The sequence below is a fragment of the Allokutzneria albata genome, from assembly GCF_900103775.1.
In the GTDB taxonomy this organism is placed as follows: domain Bacteria; phylum Actinomycetota; class Actinomycetes; order Mycobacteriales; family Pseudonocardiaceae; genus Allokutzneria; species Allokutzneria albata.
Map to the genome: position 1 here is coordinate 1198959 of NZ_LT629701.1, position 19835 is coordinate 1218793.

At 68.0% G+C, this 19835-nt stretch carries 20 protein-coding genes; 11 read left to right on the plus strand and 9 right to left on the minus strand.

Translation table 11 applies throughout. The annotated features are described in order from the left end of the window. Nucleotides 1–312 precede the first annotated feature (312 nt). Together BLT28_RS05175 and BLT28_RS05180 are read right to left on the minus strand one after the other, a co-directional pair. On the minus strand, nt 313–696 hold the full coding sequence (locus BLT28_RS05175) for a hypothetical protein (protein WP_156051456.1): 384 nt from the start codon (nt 694–696) through the stop codon (nt 313–315). Between the two features lie 50 nt (nt 697–746). Next, entirely contained in the window at nt 747–1160 is a 414-nt protein-coding gene (locus BLT28_RS05180) for a hypothetical protein (protein ID WP_030432174.1), read from the minus strand. Between the two features lie 302 nt (nt 1161–1462). Between BLT28_RS05180 and BLT28_RS05185 the strand changes: the two genes are divergently transcribed. Next, nucleotides 1463–3778, plus strand: a complete 2316-nt coding sequence (locus BLT28_RS05185) for an ATP-binding protein (RefSeq protein ID WP_052407872.1) — start codon at nt 1463–1465, stop codon at nt 3776–3778. Between the two features lie 180 nt (nt 3779–3958). Here the strand turns inward: BLT28_RS05185 and BLT28_RS05190 are convergent, their stop codons facing one another. The 3 genes from BLT28_RS05190 to BLT28_RS05200 are packed head-to-tail and all read right to left on the minus strand — an operon-like array spanning nt 3959 to nt 6867. Next, nucleotides 3959–4855 (minus strand): alpha/beta fold hydrolase, encoded by an 897-nt coding sequence (locus tag BLT28_RS05190; protein ID WP_052407871.1) that lies wholly within the window; start codon nt 4853–4855, stop codon nt 3959–3961. Between the two features lie 12 nt (nt 4856–4867). Further along, nucleotides 4868–6295 (minus strand): amidase, encoded by a 1428-nt coding sequence (locus BLT28_RS05195; protein ID WP_030432171.1) that lies wholly within the window; start codon nt 6293–6295, stop codon nt 4868–4870. Next, complete coding sequence (locus tag BLT28_RS05200) at nt 6292–6867, minus strand: TetR/AcrR family transcriptional regulator (RefSeq protein WP_081900632.1); 576 nt, start codon at nt 6865–6867, stop codon at nt 6292–6294. The genes BLT28_RS05195 and BLT28_RS05200 overlap by 4 nt, the downstream gene beginning before the upstream one ends. Before the next feature lie 442 nt (nt 6868–7309). Between BLT28_RS05200 and BLT28_RS05205 the strand changes: the two genes are divergently transcribed. Beyond that, on the plus strand, nt 7310–9619 hold the full coding sequence (locus BLT28_RS05205; protein ID WP_231950630.1) for an ATP-binding protein: 2310 nt from the start codon (nt 7310–7312) through the stop codon (nt 9617–9619). Nucleotides 9620–9739: 120 nt separating this feature from the next. After that, nucleotides 9740–10090, plus strand: coding sequence for a VOC family protein (locus BLT28_RS05210; protein ID WP_030432168.1), 351 nt, complete (start codon nt 9740–9742; stop codon nt 10088–10090). A 35-nt stretch (nt 10091–10125) separates the two neighbouring features. Here BLT28_RS05210 and BLT28_RS05215 read toward each other — a convergent pair whose 3' ends face one another. Beyond that, complete coding sequence (locus BLT28_RS05215; protein ID WP_052407867.1) at nt 10126–10617, minus strand: hypothetical protein; 492 nt, start codon at nt 10615–10617, stop codon at nt 10126–10128. Between the two features lie 299 nt (nt 10618–10916). Between BLT28_RS05215 and BLT28_RS05220 the strand changes: the two genes are divergently transcribed. The 5 genes from BLT28_RS05220 to BLT28_RS39810 all read left to right on the plus strand — a co-directional run bounded on the left by BLT28_RS05220 (nt 10917) and on the right by BLT28_RS39810 (nt 13379). Beyond that, nucleotides 10917–11501, plus strand: a complete 585-nt coding sequence (locus BLT28_RS05220; protein ID WP_030432167.1) for a DinB family protein — start codon at nt 10917–10919, stop codon at nt 11499–11501. A 228-nt stretch (nt 11502–11729) separates the two neighbouring features. Continuing rightward, entirely contained in the window at nt 11730–11873 is a 144-nt protein-coding gene (locus BLT28_RS39800; protein WP_156051454.1) for a hypothetical protein, read from the plus strand. 63 nt (nt 11874–11936) lie between these two features. Beyond that, nucleotides 11937–12653, plus strand: coding sequence for a hypothetical protein (locus BLT28_RS05225; protein ID WP_052407866.1), 717 nt, complete (start codon nt 11937–11939; stop codon nt 12651–12653). A 67-nt stretch (nt 12654–12720) separates the two neighbouring features. After that, nucleotides 12721–12861 (plus strand): hypothetical protein, encoded by a 141-nt coding sequence (locus BLT28_RS39805; protein ID WP_156051452.1) that lies wholly within the window; start codon nt 12721–12723, stop codon nt 12859–12861. A 305-nt stretch (nt 12862–13166) separates the two neighbouring features. Continuing rightward, a complete protein-coding gene (locus BLT28_RS39810; protein ID WP_156051450.1) occupies nt 13167–13379 on the plus strand; it encodes a hypothetical protein in 213 nt (70 codons plus the stop codon). A gap of 465 nt (nt 13380–13844) precedes the next feature. On the opposite strand, the gene BLT28_RS05235 is transcribed toward BLT28_RS39810, so the two are convergent. The 3 genes from BLT28_RS05235 to BLT28_RS05245 form a co-directional block, all read right to left on the minus strand. Beyond that, nucleotides 13845–14180, minus strand: coding sequence for a hypothetical protein (locus tag BLT28_RS05235; protein ID WP_030432165.1), 336 nt, complete (start codon nt 14178–14180; stop codon nt 13845–13847). 14 nt (nt 14181–14194) lie between these two features. Next, nucleotides 14195–14377 carry a hypothetical protein gene (locus BLT28_RS39815; RefSeq protein ID WP_157376051.1) on the minus strand — a complete coding sequence of 61 codons (183 nt, stop codon included), beginning with the start codon at nt 14375–14377 and terminating at the stop codon, nt 14195–14197. 129 nt (nt 14378–14506) lie between these two features. Beyond that, nucleotides 14507–15121, minus strand: a complete 615-nt coding sequence (locus tag BLT28_RS05245; RefSeq protein WP_231950631.1) for a hypothetical protein — start codon at nt 15119–15121, stop codon at nt 14507–14509. Between the two features lie 551 nt (nt 15122–15672). Between BLT28_RS05245 and BLT28_RS05250 the strand changes: the two genes are divergently transcribed. From BLT28_RS05250 to BLT28_RS05265, 3 genes are all read left to right on the plus strand, one after another. Continuing rightward, a complete protein-coding gene (locus BLT28_RS05250) occupies nt 15673–16395 on the plus strand; it encodes an SOS response-associated peptidase (RefSeq protein WP_030433879.1) in 723 nt (240 codons plus the stop codon). A 591-nt stretch (nt 16396–16986) separates the two neighbouring features. Beyond that, complete coding sequence (locus BLT28_RS05260) at nt 16987–18018, plus strand: hypothetical protein (RefSeq protein ID WP_156051916.1); 1032 nt, start codon at nt 16987–16989, stop codon at nt 18016–18018. 240 nt (nt 18019–18258) lie between these two features. Further along, a complete protein-coding gene (locus tag BLT28_RS05265) occupies nt 18259–19614 on the plus strand; it encodes a hypothetical protein (protein WP_156051914.1) in 1356 nt (451 codons plus the stop codon). Nucleotides 19615–19835 lie beyond the last annotated feature (221 nt).

The following is a 19835-nucleotide window of genomic DNA, read 5'->3' on the forward strand; positions in this document are numbered from 1 at the left end:
AGGGCGTGGATCCTAGGTCTCTCCCGTGGTCGTGTCTCGGCGTCCGCTGTGCGCGGCGCGTACCTCGCCGCAGTAGCCGCGATCCAGCCCTGCCCGTCGCCGCCTGTTGAGCGACAGCTGGATGTCGGTGCGTTCCGACAGCGAATGTGAGTGACGCCAAGTCGGACAGTCCCGATCACGTGTGAGAGTGCGCCCAGGTGGTACGGGAGCACCTGGCGCGCCGCGGGAAGGGCTCTCGAAAGGGTGGGCCAAGCCCGGTCACGGAGATGATCAGGTCGTACCTGTGCAGCTCCGTGACCGGGTGTGGGCTTCTCAGCAGTACGACAGAGCGCCCTCCCACTTGATCCAGTGGAAGTGCATGTGCCCCTTGATGAACAAGCCGTTCTTGTTGGCCGTCACCCAGGCCCAGCGTTCCTGGTTCTCCAGCGGCGTGCCGCTGACGTAGCAGTGCACGACCAGCGGTGTACCGACCGGGACATGAATGCCGAAACTGGTGTTGTTCGGAAGTTCGTGGACCGCGCCACCGCTTCGCGAGACCCATCCGTTGAGGTTCCAGGACGCCGGCGATGCTGAGCCGCTCACCGTGCCTGTCGCCGAGGCGACTGGATGGGCACGAGCGCCATCGTCGGCGTTCGCGATTCCCCCAGTCGCAAGACCAAGGGACAAAGCCGCCGCAAACACAGCAAAACGCTTCATTGTCGTACTTCCTTCTCGTTGCAATGCGAACAAGGGCACTCGGCGGGATGTCACGCGGGCACGCAGACCTCTTTACCCTTGAGAGTTCCCTGGCCGACGACCTCGATCAACGGGTAGACGCAGCCGGCCGCGAGGTAGGTCCGCCACTTTTCCGTGCCGGTGTTCATTCCAGGCGTCAGCGGGCCGTGCACGTTCCTGCTGAAGTTCGCACCACCGCCCGTGGTGTTCTGCCAGCCGAGACGAACGTGGATGCTGTCGCCCGATCGCTTCCAATATCCGACGCCGATGACCCCGACCTGGCCCACATGGCCGTTGACGTCGATGCACAGGTTGCCTCTTCCGAGGTCAGTGCACCGCTGCACATAGGCGGCAGTGGATGGTGATGACGCTTGTGCGGGCACGCTGCCGACAGCAACCAGGCCAATTGCGGCTACGACGCCCGCGGCATGACGCTTTTTCAACATTAGTGAACTCCTTGCAAGAAGGAAACTATGCCCAGGCCGCGTGGCGTGCAGGACTGCCATTGAAGGCACGTCACACGGCCTGGTTCTGGTCATCGTGTTGTGCGCTGATCGCGACTGAGACTGCTTGTTGGCAATCAAGAACAATCCTGGCCGGCCCCCTGGCGCAGACACACACACGACATTCCGGTTCTCATCGACCCCCCGGGCGACATCTCGTAGGGAAGATCGTGCCGGCCGGCCGACCGGTCGGCCAGGTCACTGACCGGCCACCTGTGACCGCCTCGGGCTGGTACTAATCACCCATGGGGGAACAACTGGCCACCGTCCTGCGGCACCACCGGCGACGAGCTGGACTCACCCAGGAAGAGCTCGCCGAACGGTCCGGTGTCTCGGTCAGGACCATCCGCGGTATCGAGTCCGGTAAGCGCCCCAACCCGCAACTGGCCTCGGTCCGGCACCTGGTCGCCGCACTCGACCTGCAACCGAGCGAGCAGAACGAACTACTGGCTGCGGCCACGAGCACGTCCGAGCAGCCGGTGAGCCCGGTTCCCCGTCAACTGCCCTCCGATGTCATCGGTTTCGTCGGCCGCGCCGACGAACTGGGGCAGCTCGACACGATGCTGCACACCGCTGAGCGGGAGCAGTCCGCGGTGGTCATCTCCGCGGTCTCGGGTACCGCAGGCGTCGGGAAGACCGCGCTGGCGGTGCACTGGGCACATCGGGTGGCGAACCGCTTCACCGACGGACAGCTCTACGTCAACCTGCGCGGCTTCGACGCCAGCGGTGCGCTGGTGGAGCCCGCCGACGCCGTGCGCGGCTTCCTCGACGCGCTCGGCGTACCCCCGCAGCGCATCCCGGCAGGCGTCGACGCCCAGGTGGGCCTGTACCGCAGCCTGGTGGCAGGCCGGCGCATGCTCGTCATGCTGGACAACGCCCGGGACGCCGACCAGGTGCGTCCGCTGTTGCCCGGCACCGCCGGGTGCCTGGTGGTGGTCACCAGCCGAAACCACCTCACGAGCCTGGTGGCCACCCACAACGCTCACCCGCTCTCGCTGGATCTGCTCAGTGCGGCCGAGGCGGAACAGTTGCTGGCGGAACGGCTCGGCCGGACGCGGGTGGCGGCCGAGCCGGACGCGGTGTCCGAGATCATCGGTCACTGCGCCCGCTTGCCGCTGGCATTGGCGGTGGTGGCCGCGCGCGCCGCCACCAGGCCCGCGTTCCCGCTGAGCGCGCTGGTCGCGGAGTTGCGCGAGGCCGACGACACCCTGGACGGACTGGCGGGCACGGAACCCAGCACCGATGTGCGTTCGGTGTTCTCCTGGTCGTACCGGGCCCTCAGCCCGGGCGCCGCCCGCACGTTCCGCCTGCTGGGCCTGCACTGGGGTGCCGAGTTCGGCTTGGCGAGTGTCGCCAGCCTGACCGGTCTCCCGACGACGACCACCAGGCAGCTGCTGGCCGAGTTGACCGGCGCGCACCTGATCACCGAAAACCTCGCCGGCCGGTACGCCTTCCATGACCTGCTTCGCGACTACGCGGCCCAGCAAACGTCCACAATCGACAGCGGGGACGAGCGAACCGCCGCGGTACTGCGACTGCGGGACCACTACCTCCACACCGCGTACCTGGCGGCGTTGCTGTTCTACCCGCAGCGCAGGCCGATCGAGCTACCCGCGCCCCAGCCCGGCACCACCCCCACCGAACTGGCCGATCTCGGTCAGGCACTCACCTGGTTCACCCAGGAACACACCACGATCGTCGCAGCCGCACGGCACGCCCTCGCACAGAGACACCTGGCGCATGCCTGGCGGTTGGCGTGGGCACTGTCGGACTTCCTCGACCGCAACGGCCACTGGAACGAGCAGGCCGAAGTGCAGCGGACCGCTCTGACCGCGGCCGACCAACTGGGCGACCTGGAAGCCCAGGCGCACGCGCGCCGGGGCCTGGCCCGTGCCTGCTCGCGCCTCGGCGCGTACCAGGACACCCACACCCACCTGAGCGCCGCACTCGAAGCGTTGAACGGTCTCGCGGACACCGCGGGCCAAGCCCACATCCACCTCAACTTCACCGAGACCTTGCTGCTTGAGGGCAAACCCGCCGAAGCGCTCGCGCATGCGATGACAGCACTCGAGCTGAGCACGGCAAACGGCGACCGAGTCGGCCGGTCCGTTGCGCTCAACGGGATCGGCTGGTGCCACGCCCTGCTCGGCAACTACGAACAGACGCTGGCGTTCTGCGGGCAGGCGCTGGAGGTGCACGTGGAACTGGGCGCGCGATCGTATGAAGCCAACGCACTCGACAGCCTCGGCTACGCCCACCAGCACCTCGGCCACCACACCGAGGCGGTCGACTGCTACCAGCGAGCAGCCACCATCAACCGGGAACTCGGTGACCAGGTCACCCTCGCCGAGGCACTGACCCACCTCGGTGAGGCACGACTGGCCGCCGGCGAGGTGGACGCGGCACACAGCGCCTGGTCGGAAGCACTGATCGCACTCGACACGATCAACTCACCGGACGCCGAGCGACTCCGTGCCAGGCTGCTCGCGCTCCCGGTCAACGTTCGAACCGGGGAAGCGGAAGCGAGCCGCGCCGACCCGGCACCGTTCAGCGGTCTCTGACATCTGCTGTTCGCGGGCGATCCGGTGCCGCTCGCCGCCAACCGGATCGACATCGCGCAAGTGACGCAGATGCGTCGTGCCGGGACGGCTGTTGCGCATGCAGCACCAGCACGAGAGTTTCCACAAGGGGAGTCGCCAGCATCGCAGGAGCGGCAACACAGCCGCGGGGTACGGCAGGGCTCAGGAGGCTTCTGTCACGGCGTCGACCACCTCCAGGACGGCCTCGCGCACGGCAGCGGGGCACTCCTGCGGGATGAGGTGCCCCGCCTGTTCGACGACAATGACCTTCCCGTTCGGCACCACCGACATCAGCTCGGCCGCCGTCCGGTTGAGCAGCGGGCGCGTCACGGCCATCCCGCGGTCGATCCGCCCTCCCTGCAGGCAGATGGTGGGAACAGCGGGTGTTCCGGCGGCCTGGAGACGCCGAAGCGCCGGGAGTGAGGGAATGATCTGTGCCGCCTCCCGTCCGCCCGCCTGCATCGCCCGCCCGCACGCGTAGTCGCGCGCCATGATCGCCAGGTCGGAATCGCTGATCTCCGCCGAGGCTCCATCGGGCAGGGACAGCCTCATGATCAGGCCCTTGCCGCCGGCCTGTGCCAGCACCGACATGATCCGGAAGGACCACGGCAGCAGCTTGGCGTTCTTCGGGGACATGGTCTCGGCGACACTCGCGTCGACGAAGACCAGCCCGGCGACCCGTTCGGGGTGCCGATCGGCGAACAGCCGGATGACGGGCCCTCCCCAGCTGTGCCCGACGAGGACGACGGGAGCGGTCTCGCCCAGAAGGTCGAGCAGGGCGGTGAGGTCGTCCACGATGCGCTCGAGCGTCCGGTCGTGCGGGTCGGCATCACTGCCGCCGTAGCCGGCCCGGTCGTAGGACAGGGTGCGACCTCGGGCACTGACCTCACGCTGGGTGTGGATCCAGGAGGCGGCGGGCGCGCCCATCCCGGCTTCGAAGACGACCAGCGGTCCGGCGCCCTCGCCCGCCACCACGGTGCGGAGCCTGCGCCCATCGGGCAGCACGACGATGTGCTCGGTGAGACCCTGACCGGGATCCAGGGGGTGTTCTCGCGGCATGCGGCAGGCCTTTCACTGGTACCAGCAGGGCGGGTGAACGTCAGCCCAGAGGGCAGCGCCTTCGAGCTGCGCGGCCAGCGCGAGGAGTTCGGCGTCCTGGCGCTGCCCGCCCACGAGCTGCACCCCGTGCGGCAGTCCTTCACCGTCCACATGCGACGGGACGGAGATCGCGGGTTGCCCGGTGAGGTTCACCCAAGGCGTGTAGCAGGACCAGCCGAGCATCAAGTCGGCCTCGCCCTCGACCCCGTGCGCGAAGTAGTGCCCGAGCGGGACGGGCGGACCGTTGGTCGTGGGCGTCAGGGCGATGTCGAAGCCCTCCAGCGCCGCCAGGAACGTGCTGGCGTAACGCGCGAGAACCGACTGGGCCGTCACGACGCCGGCCGCGGACAGCGACTCACCGGCGGAGACGAGGTGCCGGGTGTACGGCCGGAGCAGGCGCCTTCGTTCGGCCGGGACCAGCGTCGGGGCCGTGATGCCGACCGAGAACACGAACAAGGTCTTGAGGGCTTGCCGCACCGGTTCGTCACAGTTCGCGGGTATCACGATCTCCCGCACTTCGTGCCCGAGTTCACCGAGCAAGGTCGCCGTGCGCCGCACCGCCAGGACCGACTCCGGATGCGCCTCGACGGCGTCGAGCCCGGTCTCGGTCCACACCGCGACCTTGAGCGGGCGGTCGGGCACGCGCGTGACGGCACCGGCGAAGCTGGTCGTGGACCGCCAGCCGTACAGGTCACCTGGCCACGGTTGCGCCATCACGTCCAGCAGCAGTGCCGCGTCCGCCACCGTCCTGGCGACAGGTCCTTCCGTTCCCGCGCTGAGGAAGGAACTCGCCGGGGCCGAGCTCACCAGGCCACGGCTGGGCTTCACGCCGACGAGGTGGCAGGTCGCCGCCGGCGTGCGGGTCGAGCCCGCTCCGTCGCTGGCATGGGCCACCGGGAGGAGCCCGGCGGCGACGGCCGCCGCCGCGCCACCGCTGGATCCGCTGGCGTAGCGGGCCGGATCGTACGGCGTGACGGCCGGTCGCGCGGTCACGTCGTTCTCGGTGTAGCAGGCCGCCCCGAACTCCGCGGTGTTCGTCTTGCCGAGGATCACCGCGCCGGCCTGCCGGAGCAGCCCCACCGTCCAGGCGTCCTCGGTCGGGACGTGTTCGGCCAGCGCGGCCGAACCGAGCGTCGTCCGGATACCGGCTGTCGAGTAGAGGTCCTTGAGGCCGAGGGGGAGCCCGCACAGCGGTGACCACTCACCCCGGGCCAAGCGCTCGTCCGCGCGAGCGGCGTCCCGGAGCGCGAGTTCCGGGACGACAGTCACGAAAGCGCCCAGTTCGGCGTCGAGTCGGTCGATGCGCGTCAGGTAGTGCTCCGTCAGCTCGCGCGAGCTGACCTCGCCCGCGCGCAAGGCGCGCAGCTGTTGTGCCGCGGACAGTTCGTGCACGTCACTCATGTCGCCACCCCTGTTCCGGTGAGCATGCGATGTGCCGACTGGGCAACTGCATCGAGGTAGTCAGGTGTCAAGGGCTGTCGCCCGAACAGCCTGCGGTGCATCAGCGGACCTTCCAGCAGATCACCGGCCAGGAACAGGTCGGGGGCCGCGCGGATCTCACCGCGCCGCACGGCTCGGGTGATCGCGTTCACCAGCGGTTGCCCCCGTCGCTCCGCCATCGTGCGGAAGGCGATGTCGGCGTCGGCGTCGTGGCGCAGGTCGGCCAGCAGCCCGACCAGACCGTCGATCCAGGGGGAGGACCAGGACGCGGCCAGGTCGTCGACGAAGGCCCTGAGGTCAGTGCGCAGGGATCCGGTGTCGACCTCCGAAACCGGCGGCAGGTGCTCGGCCAGCGCGTCGGTCACCAGCCGCGCCTTGCTGGACCACCTGCGGTACACGTCGGTCCGGTGTGCCTTCGCCCGGGTCGCGACCTGGGTCAAGGTCAAGGTGTCGTAGCCCTGGCTGGTCAGCAGCGACCATGCAGCCGCCAGCAACCGCCTCTCGAGATCGGGGTCCCGTGGACGCCCTGCCATCGCACCCCCATTACGCTACAGCTCGTAGCGCAAAACGGTAGGCGTCGAGGGAGCGCCAGGTCAACTGGTGTAGCGGAACGCGAGGACGCGGAGCAGCCCGACTTGGGAGGCCGCACCGACGATCACGTCCGTGGTGATCCTCGCTCGCACCGAGTCAGGGGAATCCGGCGGAGGTCCACCGCCTGTGGGTCTGCTCTCCCGACCGCGGGGCCACCGTTGGAGGGAGCTGACCCCGGACCCGCTGCAGGCACCGCTCCCGCTGCGCACTCCCTTCCGGCAGTCTTCGACGCCACCAGCAACCGGGGGCATCCCGGCTGGGCCGCTCGTGTGAAGGCCTGCTTGTGTCTTCGCCTGGTGCTCGTAGGGCGGCTGGGATCGCATTACTGTCCGATGGCGCCCCGGGATCCGTACACGCGCGAGCGGTGGGTCGCGGGAGGGGATCGTGTCTGTTCATGCGGGTGCGCTGCCGGCCGAGGTGTCCAGTTTCGTTGATCGTCGGCAGGAGCTGAATGAGCTCAGACGCCTGCTCGGTGCTGCTCGGCTGGTGACGGTGACCGGAGTGGGCGGGGTGGGCAAGACCCGCTTGGCGCTGCGGGCGGCGGTGGAGGTTCGCAAGGGGTTCGCCGACGGGGTGTGGTGGGTGGAGCTGTCGGCCTTGCGGGACGCTGAGTTGCTGCCTCATCTGATGGCTGAGGCGCTGGGTCTGCAGGACACGACGTTGCGGTCGATGGAGGAGGTGTTGACCGATTTCCTGGCCGCGCGCCGGGCGCTGTTGGTGCTGGACACGTGTGAGCATCTCATCGGGCCGTGCGCGGTACTGGTGGACCGTCTGCTGGTCGCCGCCCCTGGGGTGCGGGTACTGGCCACCAGCCGCCAGCCACTGGGGGCGATCGGGGAACACGTCTTCCCGGTGTCGCCGCTGAGGGTGTGGCAGCACGGCCATGCCGGTCTGGCTGCCGGGGTGGAGCTGTTCGTGGAGCGCGCCCAGGCGGCCAGCGGGGCGTTCGCCCTGACCGAGCGCAATCGCGAGGCGGTGGTCGGGCTGTGTCAACGCCTGGACGGGCTGCCGTTGGCGATCGAGTTGGCCGCGGTGCGCATCCGTGCCCTGTCGGTGCAGGAGGTCCTTGACCGCCTCGATGACCGGTTTCGTCTGCTCTCCGGACGCCGTCACGTCGGCCACGCCCGGCACGAGACTCTGCGGACCGCGATCGGGTGGAGCTATGAGCTGTGCACTCCGGCGGAGCGACTGCTGTGGGCGCGGGCCTCGGTGTTCGCCGGGAGTTTCGATCTGGGCGGCGCGGAAGCGGTCTGCACTGACTCCCAGCTCCCCGCCGGCAGCGTCCAGGGGTTGGTGGTCGGATTGGTGGAGAAGTCCATCCTGCTGCGCGAGGACCATCCCAGCGGAGTTCGTTACCGGTTGCTGGACACCCTCCGCGCCTATGGCGGGGAGTTGCTCGGCGAGGTGGGGGAACAGGGCGCAGTGCGCCGACGGCACCGCGACCACTACCTGCGGCTGGCTCAGCGGTGCGCGGACCAGTGGTGCGGACCCGACCAGCTGGCCTGGTGCGCGCGCCTGCGCCGGGATCACGCCAACCTCCGCGCGGCACTGGAGTTCTGCCTGGACGATCCGGCCGAGCACAAAGCCGGACTGGAACTGGCCACGGCGTTGCGATTCCTGTGGATCAGCACGGGGTTCATGCGGGAGGGCCGGCTCTACCTGGACCGAGTGCTCGCACTGGACCCCGAGCCGGGGCCGGTGCTGACCACAGCCCTGTGGTCCTGTGCCTGGATGAGCCTGGCCCATGGAGACTTCGCCGCGGTCGACGCCCGGCTCGCCGAGTGTCGGCCGCACGCCGAGCGGCAAGGCGACACGTCCGCGGCGGGATGGGCCGCCTACGTCGCCGGGGCGGCGGCGATGCTCCGCGGGGACCCGCGGCAGGCCATGGCGTTGGCCGAGCAAGGCGTCGAGCTGCACCGGAACGGCGGCGACTCCGGCTTCGGCTTGCTCACCGCGCTCATCCTGCAGCCCATGGTCCTGGCCCTGACAGGCGAGTCCGACCGCGCCGTCGCCGTTGTCGAGGAAGCCCGGCGCCTGTGCGACCAGCACGGTGAGCAATGGATGCGGTCCTACGCCGATTACATGTGCGCCGTGGCGGAGTTGGGGCGCGGCGATCCCGACGCGGCGGTGATCAACGGCCGCTCCGCGCTGCGGTTCAAACGCCTTTTCGGCGACAGCCCCGGCATCGCCATGTCACTGGATCTGCTGGCCTCGGCCGCCGCGGCCCAGGGCCAGGCCGAGCGGGCCGCCCGACTGCTCGGGATCGCCCACCAGGTGTGGCAGACCTTCGGCCTGCCCCAGCTCGGCGCACCCGACTTGCTCGTCGCACGCCGGCAGTGCGAGCGCACAGCCCGCCAGGCCCTCGGTGACACTGCCTACCGCGAAGCCTTCGACGCAGGCCACGCTCTTGATCTGGACGCCGCGCTGGCCTACGCCCTCGACGAACGACCCGGGCAAGCCGCACTTTCCCCGCAGTCCCTGGGGTGGGCACCCCTGACCCAACGCGAACGCCAGGTCGCCGAACTCGTCGCCGAAGGACTGACCAACCAACAGATAGCCGACCGCCTGGTGATCGCCAAACGCACCGCCGACGCCCACCTCGGGCACATCCTCGCCAAACTCGGCCTCGACACCCGCTCCCAGATCGCCACCTGGGTCATCCAACGCCGCCCCAGCAACGCCGACCGCCACTGATCTCGCGTCACACTCCGGTGGTGCGCGCAGGTGCGCGTTGCCGTACACACCCCGGCTCGCTCTCCGCTGACCGGGCTTGCGGCGACGTGGTCGCAGGATCGCCGAACCTAGGATGGACGAATGGCCCTCGATCTGTTCGCAGGCATCCCCGTCGCCGACTACCGGGTCGCGCTGGCCTGGTACGAACGCCTGCTCGGTGGCCCACCGACGTTCGTCGTCCACGACACCGAAGTCGTGTGGGAGCTCGCGGAACACCGGTCGGTCTACGTGGTGCACAAGCCCGAGCACGCGGGCCACGCCATGATCACGCTCTTCCTCGACGACTTCGACACCGTGCTCGCCGAGATCGCCGAGCGAGGGCTGGAGCCCGCGGAGTTGGAGACCTACGCGAACGGCGTGCGCAAGGCCACGTTCCGCGATCCTGATGGCAACGAGATCGGGTTCGGCGGCGGCCCGGTTCAACCCCGTTAGACGCGAGTCCCTCCAAGGCCCCGCAAGGTTGTCGCCTAGCGCCCGTGCACAGCGTCGAGCTGGTCCGGGATGACGCTGCCGTCCTCGCGCAGCACCGGGCCGAGCGAACCGTTCGGGTCCACTTGTCCCGTGGAGGCGCAGGGGTAGGTGCTCTCCTTGCGCGGCAACGGTTCGATGAACATCGGGTTGATCACCCAGCGGCCGTCGGCCTGGTTCCGCTTGAGCACCAGGTGCGCGCCCGTGGCGTCCTCGGCCATCGACACGTCGGTGTTGGCGTCCCCGCCGCCGCCGCCGACGACGACGGGCCGGTGCGCGGCGTCCTGGCGCTGCCACGCGGCTGGGCCGGTGACGCCGAACGCCTCCTGGTTCAGCCAGCGGCGTTTGCCCTCCATGTAGGGGATGTCCTCGCCGCCGCCGTCCGGCTCGCCGCCGCAGCCCTTGATGGTCGTGGTGATCCGGCTCCCGCGGTCGAGCACGTCGCGGATCGCGATGACGCGTGCCTGCCGATGCCGACCCCGGCGGCCCACAGCTCGGTGATCGGCGCGGCGCCCGCGGAGTCGACCCGCACGTCGAAGCCTGCCCGCTTCAGCGTCGTGATCAGGTCGCGCATCTGCGGGTAGTAGCGGGCGTGGGCGTGGATCGTGTGGCTGCCGACCTTCTGCGTCGCCCCGACCGGTGCGGCGAGCGGAGGTCTCCGGCGGTGGCATACCGGCGGGCGAACCACGGCCGATCCGTCCGAACGAGGTCACCATTGCCCGTTGCCACAGCCGGCCTCGTGCTGGCGACACATTGAGTCCGCCGACGCCGAGTGGCAGGTTTGTGCCCCGTGATCGATGACTTCGCGAAAGAGTACCTGCACAGCGATCTGCGAGAGATCCGCGAGACGATGCTCTGGAAGCTCGACGGGCTCGGCGAGTACGACGTCCGCCGCCCCCTGACCTCGACAGGAACCAACCTTCTCGGCTTGGTCAAGCACCTGTCGGTGTCGGAGTCCAGGTACTTCGGCGAGGTCTTCGACCGCCCCTTCCCCGAACCCCTGCCCCGATGGGACGACATGGGGAAACGCGGCACCGACATGTGGGCGACCGAGCACGAGACGCGCGAGGAGATCGTCGACCGTTACCGACGCGTCTGGGAGCACTCCGACACGACGATCACCGTCCTCGACATCGACTCTCCGGGCCACGTGCCCTGGTGGCCACGCCCGGATGTCATGCTGTTCAACGTCCTGGTCCACGTGCTCACCGAGACCAGCCGCCACGCCGGACACGCCGACATCCTGCGTGAACAGCTCGACGGCGCGACGGGGACAGCAGCCGGATACACGAACCCGCAGCGCGACGCAGCCTTCCGGGAAGCCCGGCGTGCGGAGATCGAGCGAGCCGCGAAAGCTGCTGTTGAACGGCGGTGAACACCGCGTGGTTTGCATACAGCTACTCCATCAGTTCGTTCTGTAGCCGTGTGGTTTCTGCGCACCCGTGGCCACTTCCGCTCGTAGATGATCACTGACCACGTGTCGTGAACAGCCCTCTGACCGCAGCGCGCCCGCATGCGAATGGAGCGCGTCCGGACGAGTCGACTCGACAACGCAGAATGGGTGCCCGCATGGCGATCACGCTGTCCGTGCAGCAGTCGCCCCGTGGCGGTTGGACGACTGGCTGCCAACGAGGTCCCGGTGCGAGCGTGGTTACTGGCCCTGTACCTTCCCGCTGAACTGCGGACGGCCGGGCTGATCGCGCTCGCCGTGGTCGGCGCGCTCGCCATCGCCGGGGCGGGATGTTGACGAAGGCGCACGACAGGCCCGCGAGGAACCAGTTCGGCCTGCCCTGATGTGGAGGAACACGAAATGCTGTCGCCGACCGAGCAGAACGACCTTCTGGCCGAGATCGCCCGGCTGCTCTCCACCGTTGTGCCCCAGAGCTTTCAGCTCGCGGAGTTGAACGGCTTCGTGCTCGCGGGCACGTCCGGCTACCAGTTGCTGGTGGACAAGGGCGATCCGGAGAAGATGCGCCGGGTCCAGGTCCCCTTCGGGCTCGACGAGGTGATGCGCGAGCTGCGGCGCGGGATGTACGACCCGGAGCGGGGTTCCTGGTACAGCCTCGTTTTCGAGCTTTCTGGAGACGGGAAGTACTCCGTCCGCTACAACTACGACCGGCGACCCAGCAAGTCGATCCTCGACGACGAGTTCTCGCGCGACCTCTCCAACTTTCCGCGCGCCGAGGAACACATCCCGGAGTGGCTGAAGGACCTCATGTCCACCGCGTCCAACGTCTTCGGTTTGGTGCTGGACAACCCGGATCTGCCCAATCCGCACCGCATCGCCGAAGCGTTCCGTGACGCCGGGTGGACCACTGAGATGAACGAGGACACCGAGTACGCGCTCACCACCGACTGGGCGCGGCTGAGCACGAAGAACACCTATCCGTTCGTCAGGTTCGCCGGGCGGGCCGAGCTGTCCCGGATCGCGGAGCTGGAGGCCGTGCTCGCCGTGCTGCCGTGGCGGGCGGAGTTCGAGACCTACGACGACCGAGGGCTGCTCCTCCGGGAGTTCAAGATCGCTTGAGGAGCTCGGCGCGGAGCCCCGGTGGCAGCCCTTCCGTGGCGGGGCGTGGCCCTGGGGACCGCGCCGCGTGCTCACGCAGGAAACCGACGAGCCGGTCCTGGTCAATCTTGCCGACCTCGCGCAGTGCGGTGCTCAGCGGTTCCGGTCGGATTTCGTGCTCGGCTTCGGGATGGACCGCAGGGCGTTCTGTGCACCGAGATGGTCGTGAGCTCGGTACCGCCGCAGCGGGCCGGTGCCACTTCGGCGATGTCGGAGACCAGCGCCGAATTCGGGATCGCCATGGGCATCGCGGTGTTCGGCAGCATCGGCACGGCCCTCCACCGTGACCGGATCCGTTCCCGCCGAAGCCGCGACTCTGGCCACTGAGGAGCAGGTCCCCGTCCTGCAGAACCACCAATCACGGCAGTGAATTCAGGCAGATGTGAAACCGTCGCCGTACGCCCTCGACCAGCAGTTCTGCGGGCAACGTCCCCGCCGTCCGGGCAAGGCAGGATTTGAGCTTCGGGAGAAGGAATGTCTTTGCGCACGAAGGTTTCCGCTGCCCTGGTAGCAACCGCGGCGGTGGCAGGGATGCTCGTCGCCGCACCCGCGGCCTTCGCCGAAGGCTGCTCGACCGACCCTTACGGCAACATGACCTGCACGGCGAACCCCGGCAGCGGCGGAACCGTCAGCCTCCACCTGTACGCGCGCCCTGACGGCAACTACATGCAGGGCAAGGACAGCTGAGGCCGACGCGTCCACCTCGACCGGGCACGCCTGACGGGTGGCTGGGACGGCCCGCTCGACGCGGGCAATGGCTCGACTTCCGTCCTGAACCGCGCCGGCACGGCATGGCGCGCCTGTGTGAACGTGGGCGACAACCGTTTCCACTGCACGTCTGGGCCTGATCTGTCGCACCCGGCTCAGCCTCAGTTCGGCTTCGGTCAGCTCCTGGACCCACCGGTCGACTGGACCGCCGATCCAGCGGCCGTCGCGGTCCCGGGTGGACGGCGACGGCCGGTCGGTGATGCTGCCGGTGGTGGCCAATGATTTCTTGCCGACCGAGCCCGTCCACACGGGCGGTGCGGGCTCGATGCGGTCCACCTGGCTTGCCCCCGTGTCGCTGCCCACGAGCATCCGGACCACGATCTCCGGTCCGGCGTGCCTCACCGGGGCGTTGGCCGAGTTCCTGCGCACTCAGCAGCGGAGCCGTCAAGGAGCTGGGGAGGCGTCGTTGGCGCGCGGATGCAGGGCGTACTCGGGGACGAGCTGATTCCGGACCGCCACCATGTCGGCGCGTCCGTCCGCGTAGGGGATGCGAAAGTGGCACACGCCGAGCCACAGACCGCCCACCGTCTGGAACCACCCAGTCAGCATGCCTTCGACCCGGCCGGTCACGTCCAGGCCGTGCCCGACCGTCCGCCGCCGAAACCCGGGAGGAAGCCGCACGAGGACGTCCAGCTGCACCCATACCGGAGTCGCCTCGGGATGCCAGCCGTGGTTGTGGTTACCGGTCATCCGCGTGTACGGCGTGATGAGTTCGTCCATACGCGCCAACCGCTCTAGCGTGGTGACGTCGAGCCGGTGCTCGGGTAGGCGGTAGCGCTGAACTCCGCACGCGCGGCTTCTTCCAAGGCGGTGAGCAGCCACTGACTGACCACACCGGACACCGCGCACGCCCCGCAGGTGACGTGAAGGACGCGGTCGGCGGTGAGGGCCGCGGTATAGCCCGTCGCCACGAGCACGTGCTCCCCAAGAACGCAACGCGTGGGCAGGAGCACGACCCGGGCACCGAATCCGTCGATCCGATACTGAGCAGGGCACGTGGCCGAGCAGCGCCTGAGATCGCGGGAAACCATGAGGAGAGAACACCTTCATCCTGTTGAGCGGGTAGTCGGACCGCCGGGGCCGGGCATGCAGATTCGGATCGAGCGGGGGCGTGCGGCGGCGCCCCGGCCGGTGGCGTGGACTTCGACTTCGCGGTAGCGCAGGTGTCCGTTCCCGGTGGTCACGCCGTACCAGCGGCCGTTGGCGCAGCGCAGTTCGACATCGGGGGAAGGCCAGGGGCCCAGAGGAAGCAGCACTGTCCCGCGTTGGCGTACCCGTGCGGCGAGTGTGCGGGTCTGGGCGGTGTTGATCATGGTGGTGCCGGTGAAGGCGACCAGGTCCAGTCCGTCGGTGAGGGCGGCGACGACCTCGCCGAGCTGGGTTCCCGGGCGGGGTACCAGCGCCATGCGCTGCACTGCGACTCCGGCTTCGGCGGCGGCCAGCACGCTCAACCCTGGGAGTCCGACGACGGCGGCCCAGGAGCCTTCGGTGGTGGCGGAGGCCAGTATCGCGAACAGTAGCGAGGTCGATCCGCGCAGTGCGATCGTGGCGCCGCGCCGCAGTCCCGGCCACGGCAGGACTGCCCGCAGTTCGGGTCGTACCGGGAGCGTGCGTCCGGCGAACTCCTCGCCGGAGGCGGTGCTGACCCTGGCCAGGGACACCGAGCTCGACCTCCTCGCCGTGTGTGTGGGCGCGCGTGGTTCACGAGCACACCCGCCACGGGGAAGGTCGGCGGACGCTCGAACATGTGTTCGATTTGCGTGCTCAGTCAACCTTGACGCGGGTCGGCGAGTCAAGGTGGAGCAAACCAAAGTGGACTGTCGGGTCGGACTCGGCGAGCCAGGGACAGGGCGGCCCTACCCGGTGAAGGTCTTACTTGATCATTCAAGGCGCACCGCGACACGAGGTGGGGCTGGACGGAGCCTCGCGTTTGTGGGGACAGGTGGACAGAGCCAGCAGTGCGCCGGCGCGATCAACGCCGTTCGGCAGTCCGTCCTGCTCGGGTGCGGCGACCATGCCACCGTCCTTGAGGTGCTGTGCGCCTTTGTCTGCGAACGGGCGCGGCACCACGCCTGGAACCGGGCGACTACGGCTTTGCCGGAGGAGGGCTCCCGCGCTCGCGCGGCGTGCTTTTGCTGGGGGCGATGACGATGATGCCCGCCGCGTAGCGCAGCCGCGTGCGGTTCGGCGTCCGCGAGGGGAGAATGTGCTTATGTGCGGCCGTTATGCAACCTCTCGTAGTGATACCGAACTCGCGGATGCCTTGGGCGCCGCGAAGATCGTGGGTGAGGAGCCGGGGCCATCGTGGAACGTCGCCCCCACGCAGCTGGTGCGCGTGGCTCTGGCGCGGGCGCCTCGTGAGGAGCCTGAGGCGGACCCGGTGCGGCAGCTGTGCACGGTGAAGTGGGGCCTGGTGCCGTCGTGGGCGAAGGACGTCAAGATCGGTACCAGGATGATCAATGCGCGGGCGGAGACGATCACCTCGAAGAACGCGTTCAAAGCCGCCGCGCGCAAGCGCCGCTGCATCGTCCCGGCGGATGGCTACTACGAGTGGCAGAAAAACGATGACGGGACCAAGACCCCGTTTTTCCTGCACGCGGACGGAGACCTGGTCGCGATGGCCGGGTTGTACGAGCTGTGGCCCGATCCGGCGAAGCGTGAGGATGATCCGGACAGATGGCTCTGGACGTGCACGATCCTGACCACCACGGCCACCGACGCGCTCGGGCACATCCACGACCGCAGCCCCGTGGTACTGCCTCCCGGCGAGATGCGCGAGGCATGGCTGGACCCGGAGATGAGCAAGCCAGAGGACGTGGATGCTCTGCTCGCCAGCATCCCGGATCCGGCTCTGGTGCCGCGGGAGGTCAGCATCGCGGTCAACAACCCCCGCAACAACAGCCCCGACCTCATCGAGCCCGTCCACCACTCGTGACGGTCACCCACGGGCGCCGTTCCCGGAGGACCGATGCCGGCACCTGGTCCACAGTGGACACACGAGGTCGAGCTGGACTCTGTGCATGCTTTCGACCTGTTGGTGGGTCGCGCGACCACGGCCGAAAATCCGGTGGTTGAGCAGGGCTGTTTTGACTGCGGCGTCAGCGATGGGCGATTCCGCTGTAGCCTCGCGGCCTTGTCGCAAGCCGCATCAATATTGTGTGTGATACGACGTTGTGGTGGGTTTCTGGGCACCTGGTCCAACGCGTCTTGTGCTGGCCGGCAATGTCGTTCACCTCGACCCTGCTCCGGCCGTGTCCGAGGCGGTGTCGGAGGCCTGGCGGCGCCAGCAGTCCGCGCGTTTCGTGGAGGCGACAACGATCGCGCCGAGCTGGGGTTGGCTCGCTCGCTGGAGCGGTTCACCGGTTTGCCTCCGTGCAGTGGGCGCCGACGGATGGTGAATGGCCTCGCATAGGTGAACACCTGGTGGGGGAGCGATGTGGTGTCGGTGAGGTTGACAAGCTGTGGTCCATTTGCTCGGGTTGACGTGGATCGGTGCGCGCATGACCCGGTCTGTGAGGCGGGCTGGGTGGCTGGTGTTTCATCGTTGCCGGAGCTGGATGTGATCATCCCGGTCGCACCGAAGGATGCCGCCGACTTCCCGACCTGCCTGGAGTCGGTGCTGCGTCATTGCCGCAATCCGATCCGGACTATCCACGTGGTCTCGCGCGAACCGGTGGCCGGTCACGACCGCCGAGTCCGCTGGCTCGACGAGTCGAAGGTCATGCCCGGTGCCGCGGACATAGCCGGCGCGGTGCACTCCACCCCGGCCCGGCAGGGGAATGCGTCGTGGTACTTCCAGCAGCTGCTCAAGCTCCGCTGTTTCGAGCTGCTCGGCTCCGACGCACCGGACCACGTGCTCGTCGTCGACGCCGACATCGCCTTCGCCACCGATATGTCCTTTGTGGACAAATATGGCCGGGCTCAGCTCGCCCTGGGCTACCCGTTGCGCTGGAGCGCCCCTGCGGAGCCCGCGGTCCTGCCCGACCGGCATTCCGCGATCGACGCCGCGTCGCGGCTGGTGCCCGGGTGGCGCCCCGTCGACCACTTCAGCGGCATGCAGCACCACATGGTGTTCGACCGGGTGGTGCTCACTGATCTGGTCCGCCGGGCCGAAGCCGCGCACGGGGCGCCGTTCTGGCAGGCATTCCTCCGCACCCGGGAGCCGTCGAAGTGGACGGGTGCCTCCGAGTACGTGTTGTACCGGCACTTCGCCTGCCGGTTCTTCCCCGAGCGGGTCGCGATGCGCCACCTGTCGGCCGTCGAGGTGATTCACTCCGGTGACACCGAGGACTTTCGCCTGGCCGACGTGCTCGCCGCGCTGGGTGGTGGCTTCCACGCCGTCGGCTGCCATCGCTTCCTCGACTACGACGAGCGGGTCGCCACGATGGACTACATCCCCGACGATCTCCGCCGTCGGCTGCCCGCCAACGCGCCGCTGCAGCTGCGTCTGATCAACGGCGCCGTGACTGTCGCCCCGATAGCCGACACGGGGGAAGAGTTCTCCCTCGCGCCATCTCAACGAGTCGGTGGGCGCGTTCCCGATATCGAGCGTGGCTAAAGGTCGGAGTTGGCAGAGCGCGATGTTGCTCGCCTGCCGAATCGCATTGCACAGGCGCGATGTCATTCCGCGATCGATAGTCGTCAGGCACGTTCAGGCACCTACCCGACCGTATCGCCGAAACGTGTCACCTTGCTGCCACTCGGTCGAGCGGTCTCTCTGCGCAGCTGCTTCACCGCACAGCACCCGACGCTGAATCCTGCACGGACCCGTTTGCCCACGGCGCTAAGGAGATCCGTGATGCGCCAGCTGTCTCGAACGCTCACCATACTCACAACACTCCTGGCCATCAGTGCTCTCCTGGTCGTACCGGCGTCAGCGGCGCTGTCGACACCAGGCGCGACCATCCCCACCGGTACTGCCGATTCATCGGACACCGGGAAGGTCACCGACGACAGGGCAAGTGCCACTACCGTCCTGGCATTCCGCCTACGGGCAGGTTGCGTCCGAAAACCCGACGACAAGGTATGCAAAGCGATCGGCGCCACTCGGGAATCTGCCCGGAAATTCGTCGCAAATATTCTCAGCAAGTCTGAGAAGGCCACGACCACGCTCGCTGCGTCAAACGACTACAAGTCATCCATGAAGGGGTTCAGCGAGAGCTTCGCCAAGCTGCGCAAGGCCGCCGCGGAGACCAAAAAGCCCATCCCGACCGCCGATATCAAGAAGCTTCTGACCCCGCACCTGGACAAGGTGAGCACGGTCAAGGACTTCAAAAAGTACTTCACCAACCTCAAACCTTCCCAGGGCTCCGCCGCCACATGGCTGGTCAACCTCGCGGCGACGGTGGCGAACGAGGAGTCCAGCAAGGCGGACGTCGCTGTCGCCGCGGCAGGAATCATCCCGGTCGTCGGCCAGGTCGCCGCCATCGCCAACTCCGTCTCGCAGGGCGACGTGGAAGGCACCGTGACCTCTGCCATCGCCCTCGCCGCCAACATCGCCATCGCCGTCGGAGCAGGCCCCTTGGGCACCGCGATCCTCGCCGGCCTGGCCGTCTACTCCCTCGGCAAGGCGTTCATCGCATGGATGTCAGTCAAGAAGGAGCAGGAAGCCTACAAGGATATCGACGTCGATTCGATACCCAAGGGAAAGTGGGAGGAGTACGCGAACGCGAAGCTCGGAATCGAAGGCGCAGGCAAGGACAAGAAAGCTATTCTTCATGCCGGCGCTGACGGTTCCAAGGCAACGTTCTCCAGGAACCTCACAGTTCTTGTCAGTCCCCCTAAAGACACCATGGCACTCCAGACTTACGGGGCGGGAATCTACAGCCAGCGAGGCATGATTCCCCTTCGGGTAACATTCTGGCGTGCAGGTGAGAGATGGGTCGCTGCATGTAAGATTCCAACTGGCGGCATTGGGACGACCAAACCGCAGTACTATGCTCACTACACGTGCACTCGCAAAGCTGACAACGTGAACGCCAAGCCGGAGTCCCCGGTTGTCATCGACTACGAGTTTGAGATCAGCAAGGATGTGTGCGCCAATTTCGGGTGTCCCGATCCTAAGCTGGACAAGGGTCTCGCGGCATACTTCTTTGTGCATGTGGAGAAGAACAAAGGATATAGCGTGGGGGTGCCTTACGGCGTAGTCCAATAGATCCTTGCGCCGCCACGGAGAGGACGTAGCTCAACGACCTCGCCGTGGCGGCCGAGGTCACCGCCCCCACAGCGCTGTGGCCTCTTTGCGTTGTGGAGTTTCCGGCATCTGCGACACGCTGGAGACCATGCTCAAGGCCACGGCATCAATGTGTCCACCGACCCGAGTTGCGGCCTCGGCAGTGGGGCAGCCGCGGCCCCGTGGTGTCGCCCGAGATGCGC

Coding starts and splice junctions, on each gene's coding strand:
- BLT28_RS05175 (WP_156051456.1), bottom strand. CDS start 696: ATGAAGCGTTTTGCTGTGTTTGCGGCGGCTTTGTCCCTTGGTCTTGCG.
- BLT28_RS05180 (WP_030432174.1), bottom strand. CDS start 1,160: ATGTTGAAAAAGCGTCATGCCGCGGGCGTCGTAGCCGCAATTGGCCTG.
- BLT28_RS05185 (WP_052407872.1), top strand. CDS start 1,463: ATGGGGGAACAACTGGCCACCGTCCTGCGGCACCACCGGCGACGAGCT.
- BLT28_RS05190 (WP_052407871.1), bottom strand. CDS start 4,855: ATGCCGCGAGAACACCCCCTGGATCCCGGTCAGGGTCTCACCGAGCAC.
- BLT28_RS05195 (WP_030432171.1), bottom strand. CDS start 6,295: ATGAGTGACGTGCACGAACTGTCCGCGGCACAACAGCTGCGCGCCTTG.
- BLT28_RS05200 (WP_081900632.1), bottom strand. CDS start 6,867: ATGGCAGGGCGTCCACGGGACCCCGATCTCGAGAGGCGGTTGCTGGCG.
- BLT28_RS05210 (WP_030432168.1), top strand. CDS start 9,740: ATGGCCCTCGATCTGTTCGCAGGCATCCCCGTCGCCGACTACCGGGTC.
- BLT28_RS05225 (WP_052407866.1), top strand. CDS start 11,937: ATGCTGTCGCCGACCGAGCAGAACGACCTTCTGGCCGAGATCGCCCGG.
- BLT28_RS39810 (WP_156051450.1), top strand. CDS start 13,167: ATGTCTTTGCGCACGAAGGTTTCCGCTGCCCTGGTAGCAACCGCGGCG.
- BLT28_RS05235 (WP_030432165.1), bottom strand. CDS start 14,180: ATGGACGAACTCATCACGCCGTACACGCGGATGACCGGTAACCACAAC.
- BLT28_RS05250 (WP_030433879.1), top strand. CDS start 15,673: ATGTGCGGCCGTTATGCAACCTCTCGTAGTGATACCGAACTCGCGGAT.
- BLT28_RS05265 (WP_156051914.1), top strand. CDS start 18,259: ATGCGCCAGCTGTCTCGAACGCTCACCATACTCACAACACTCCTGGCC.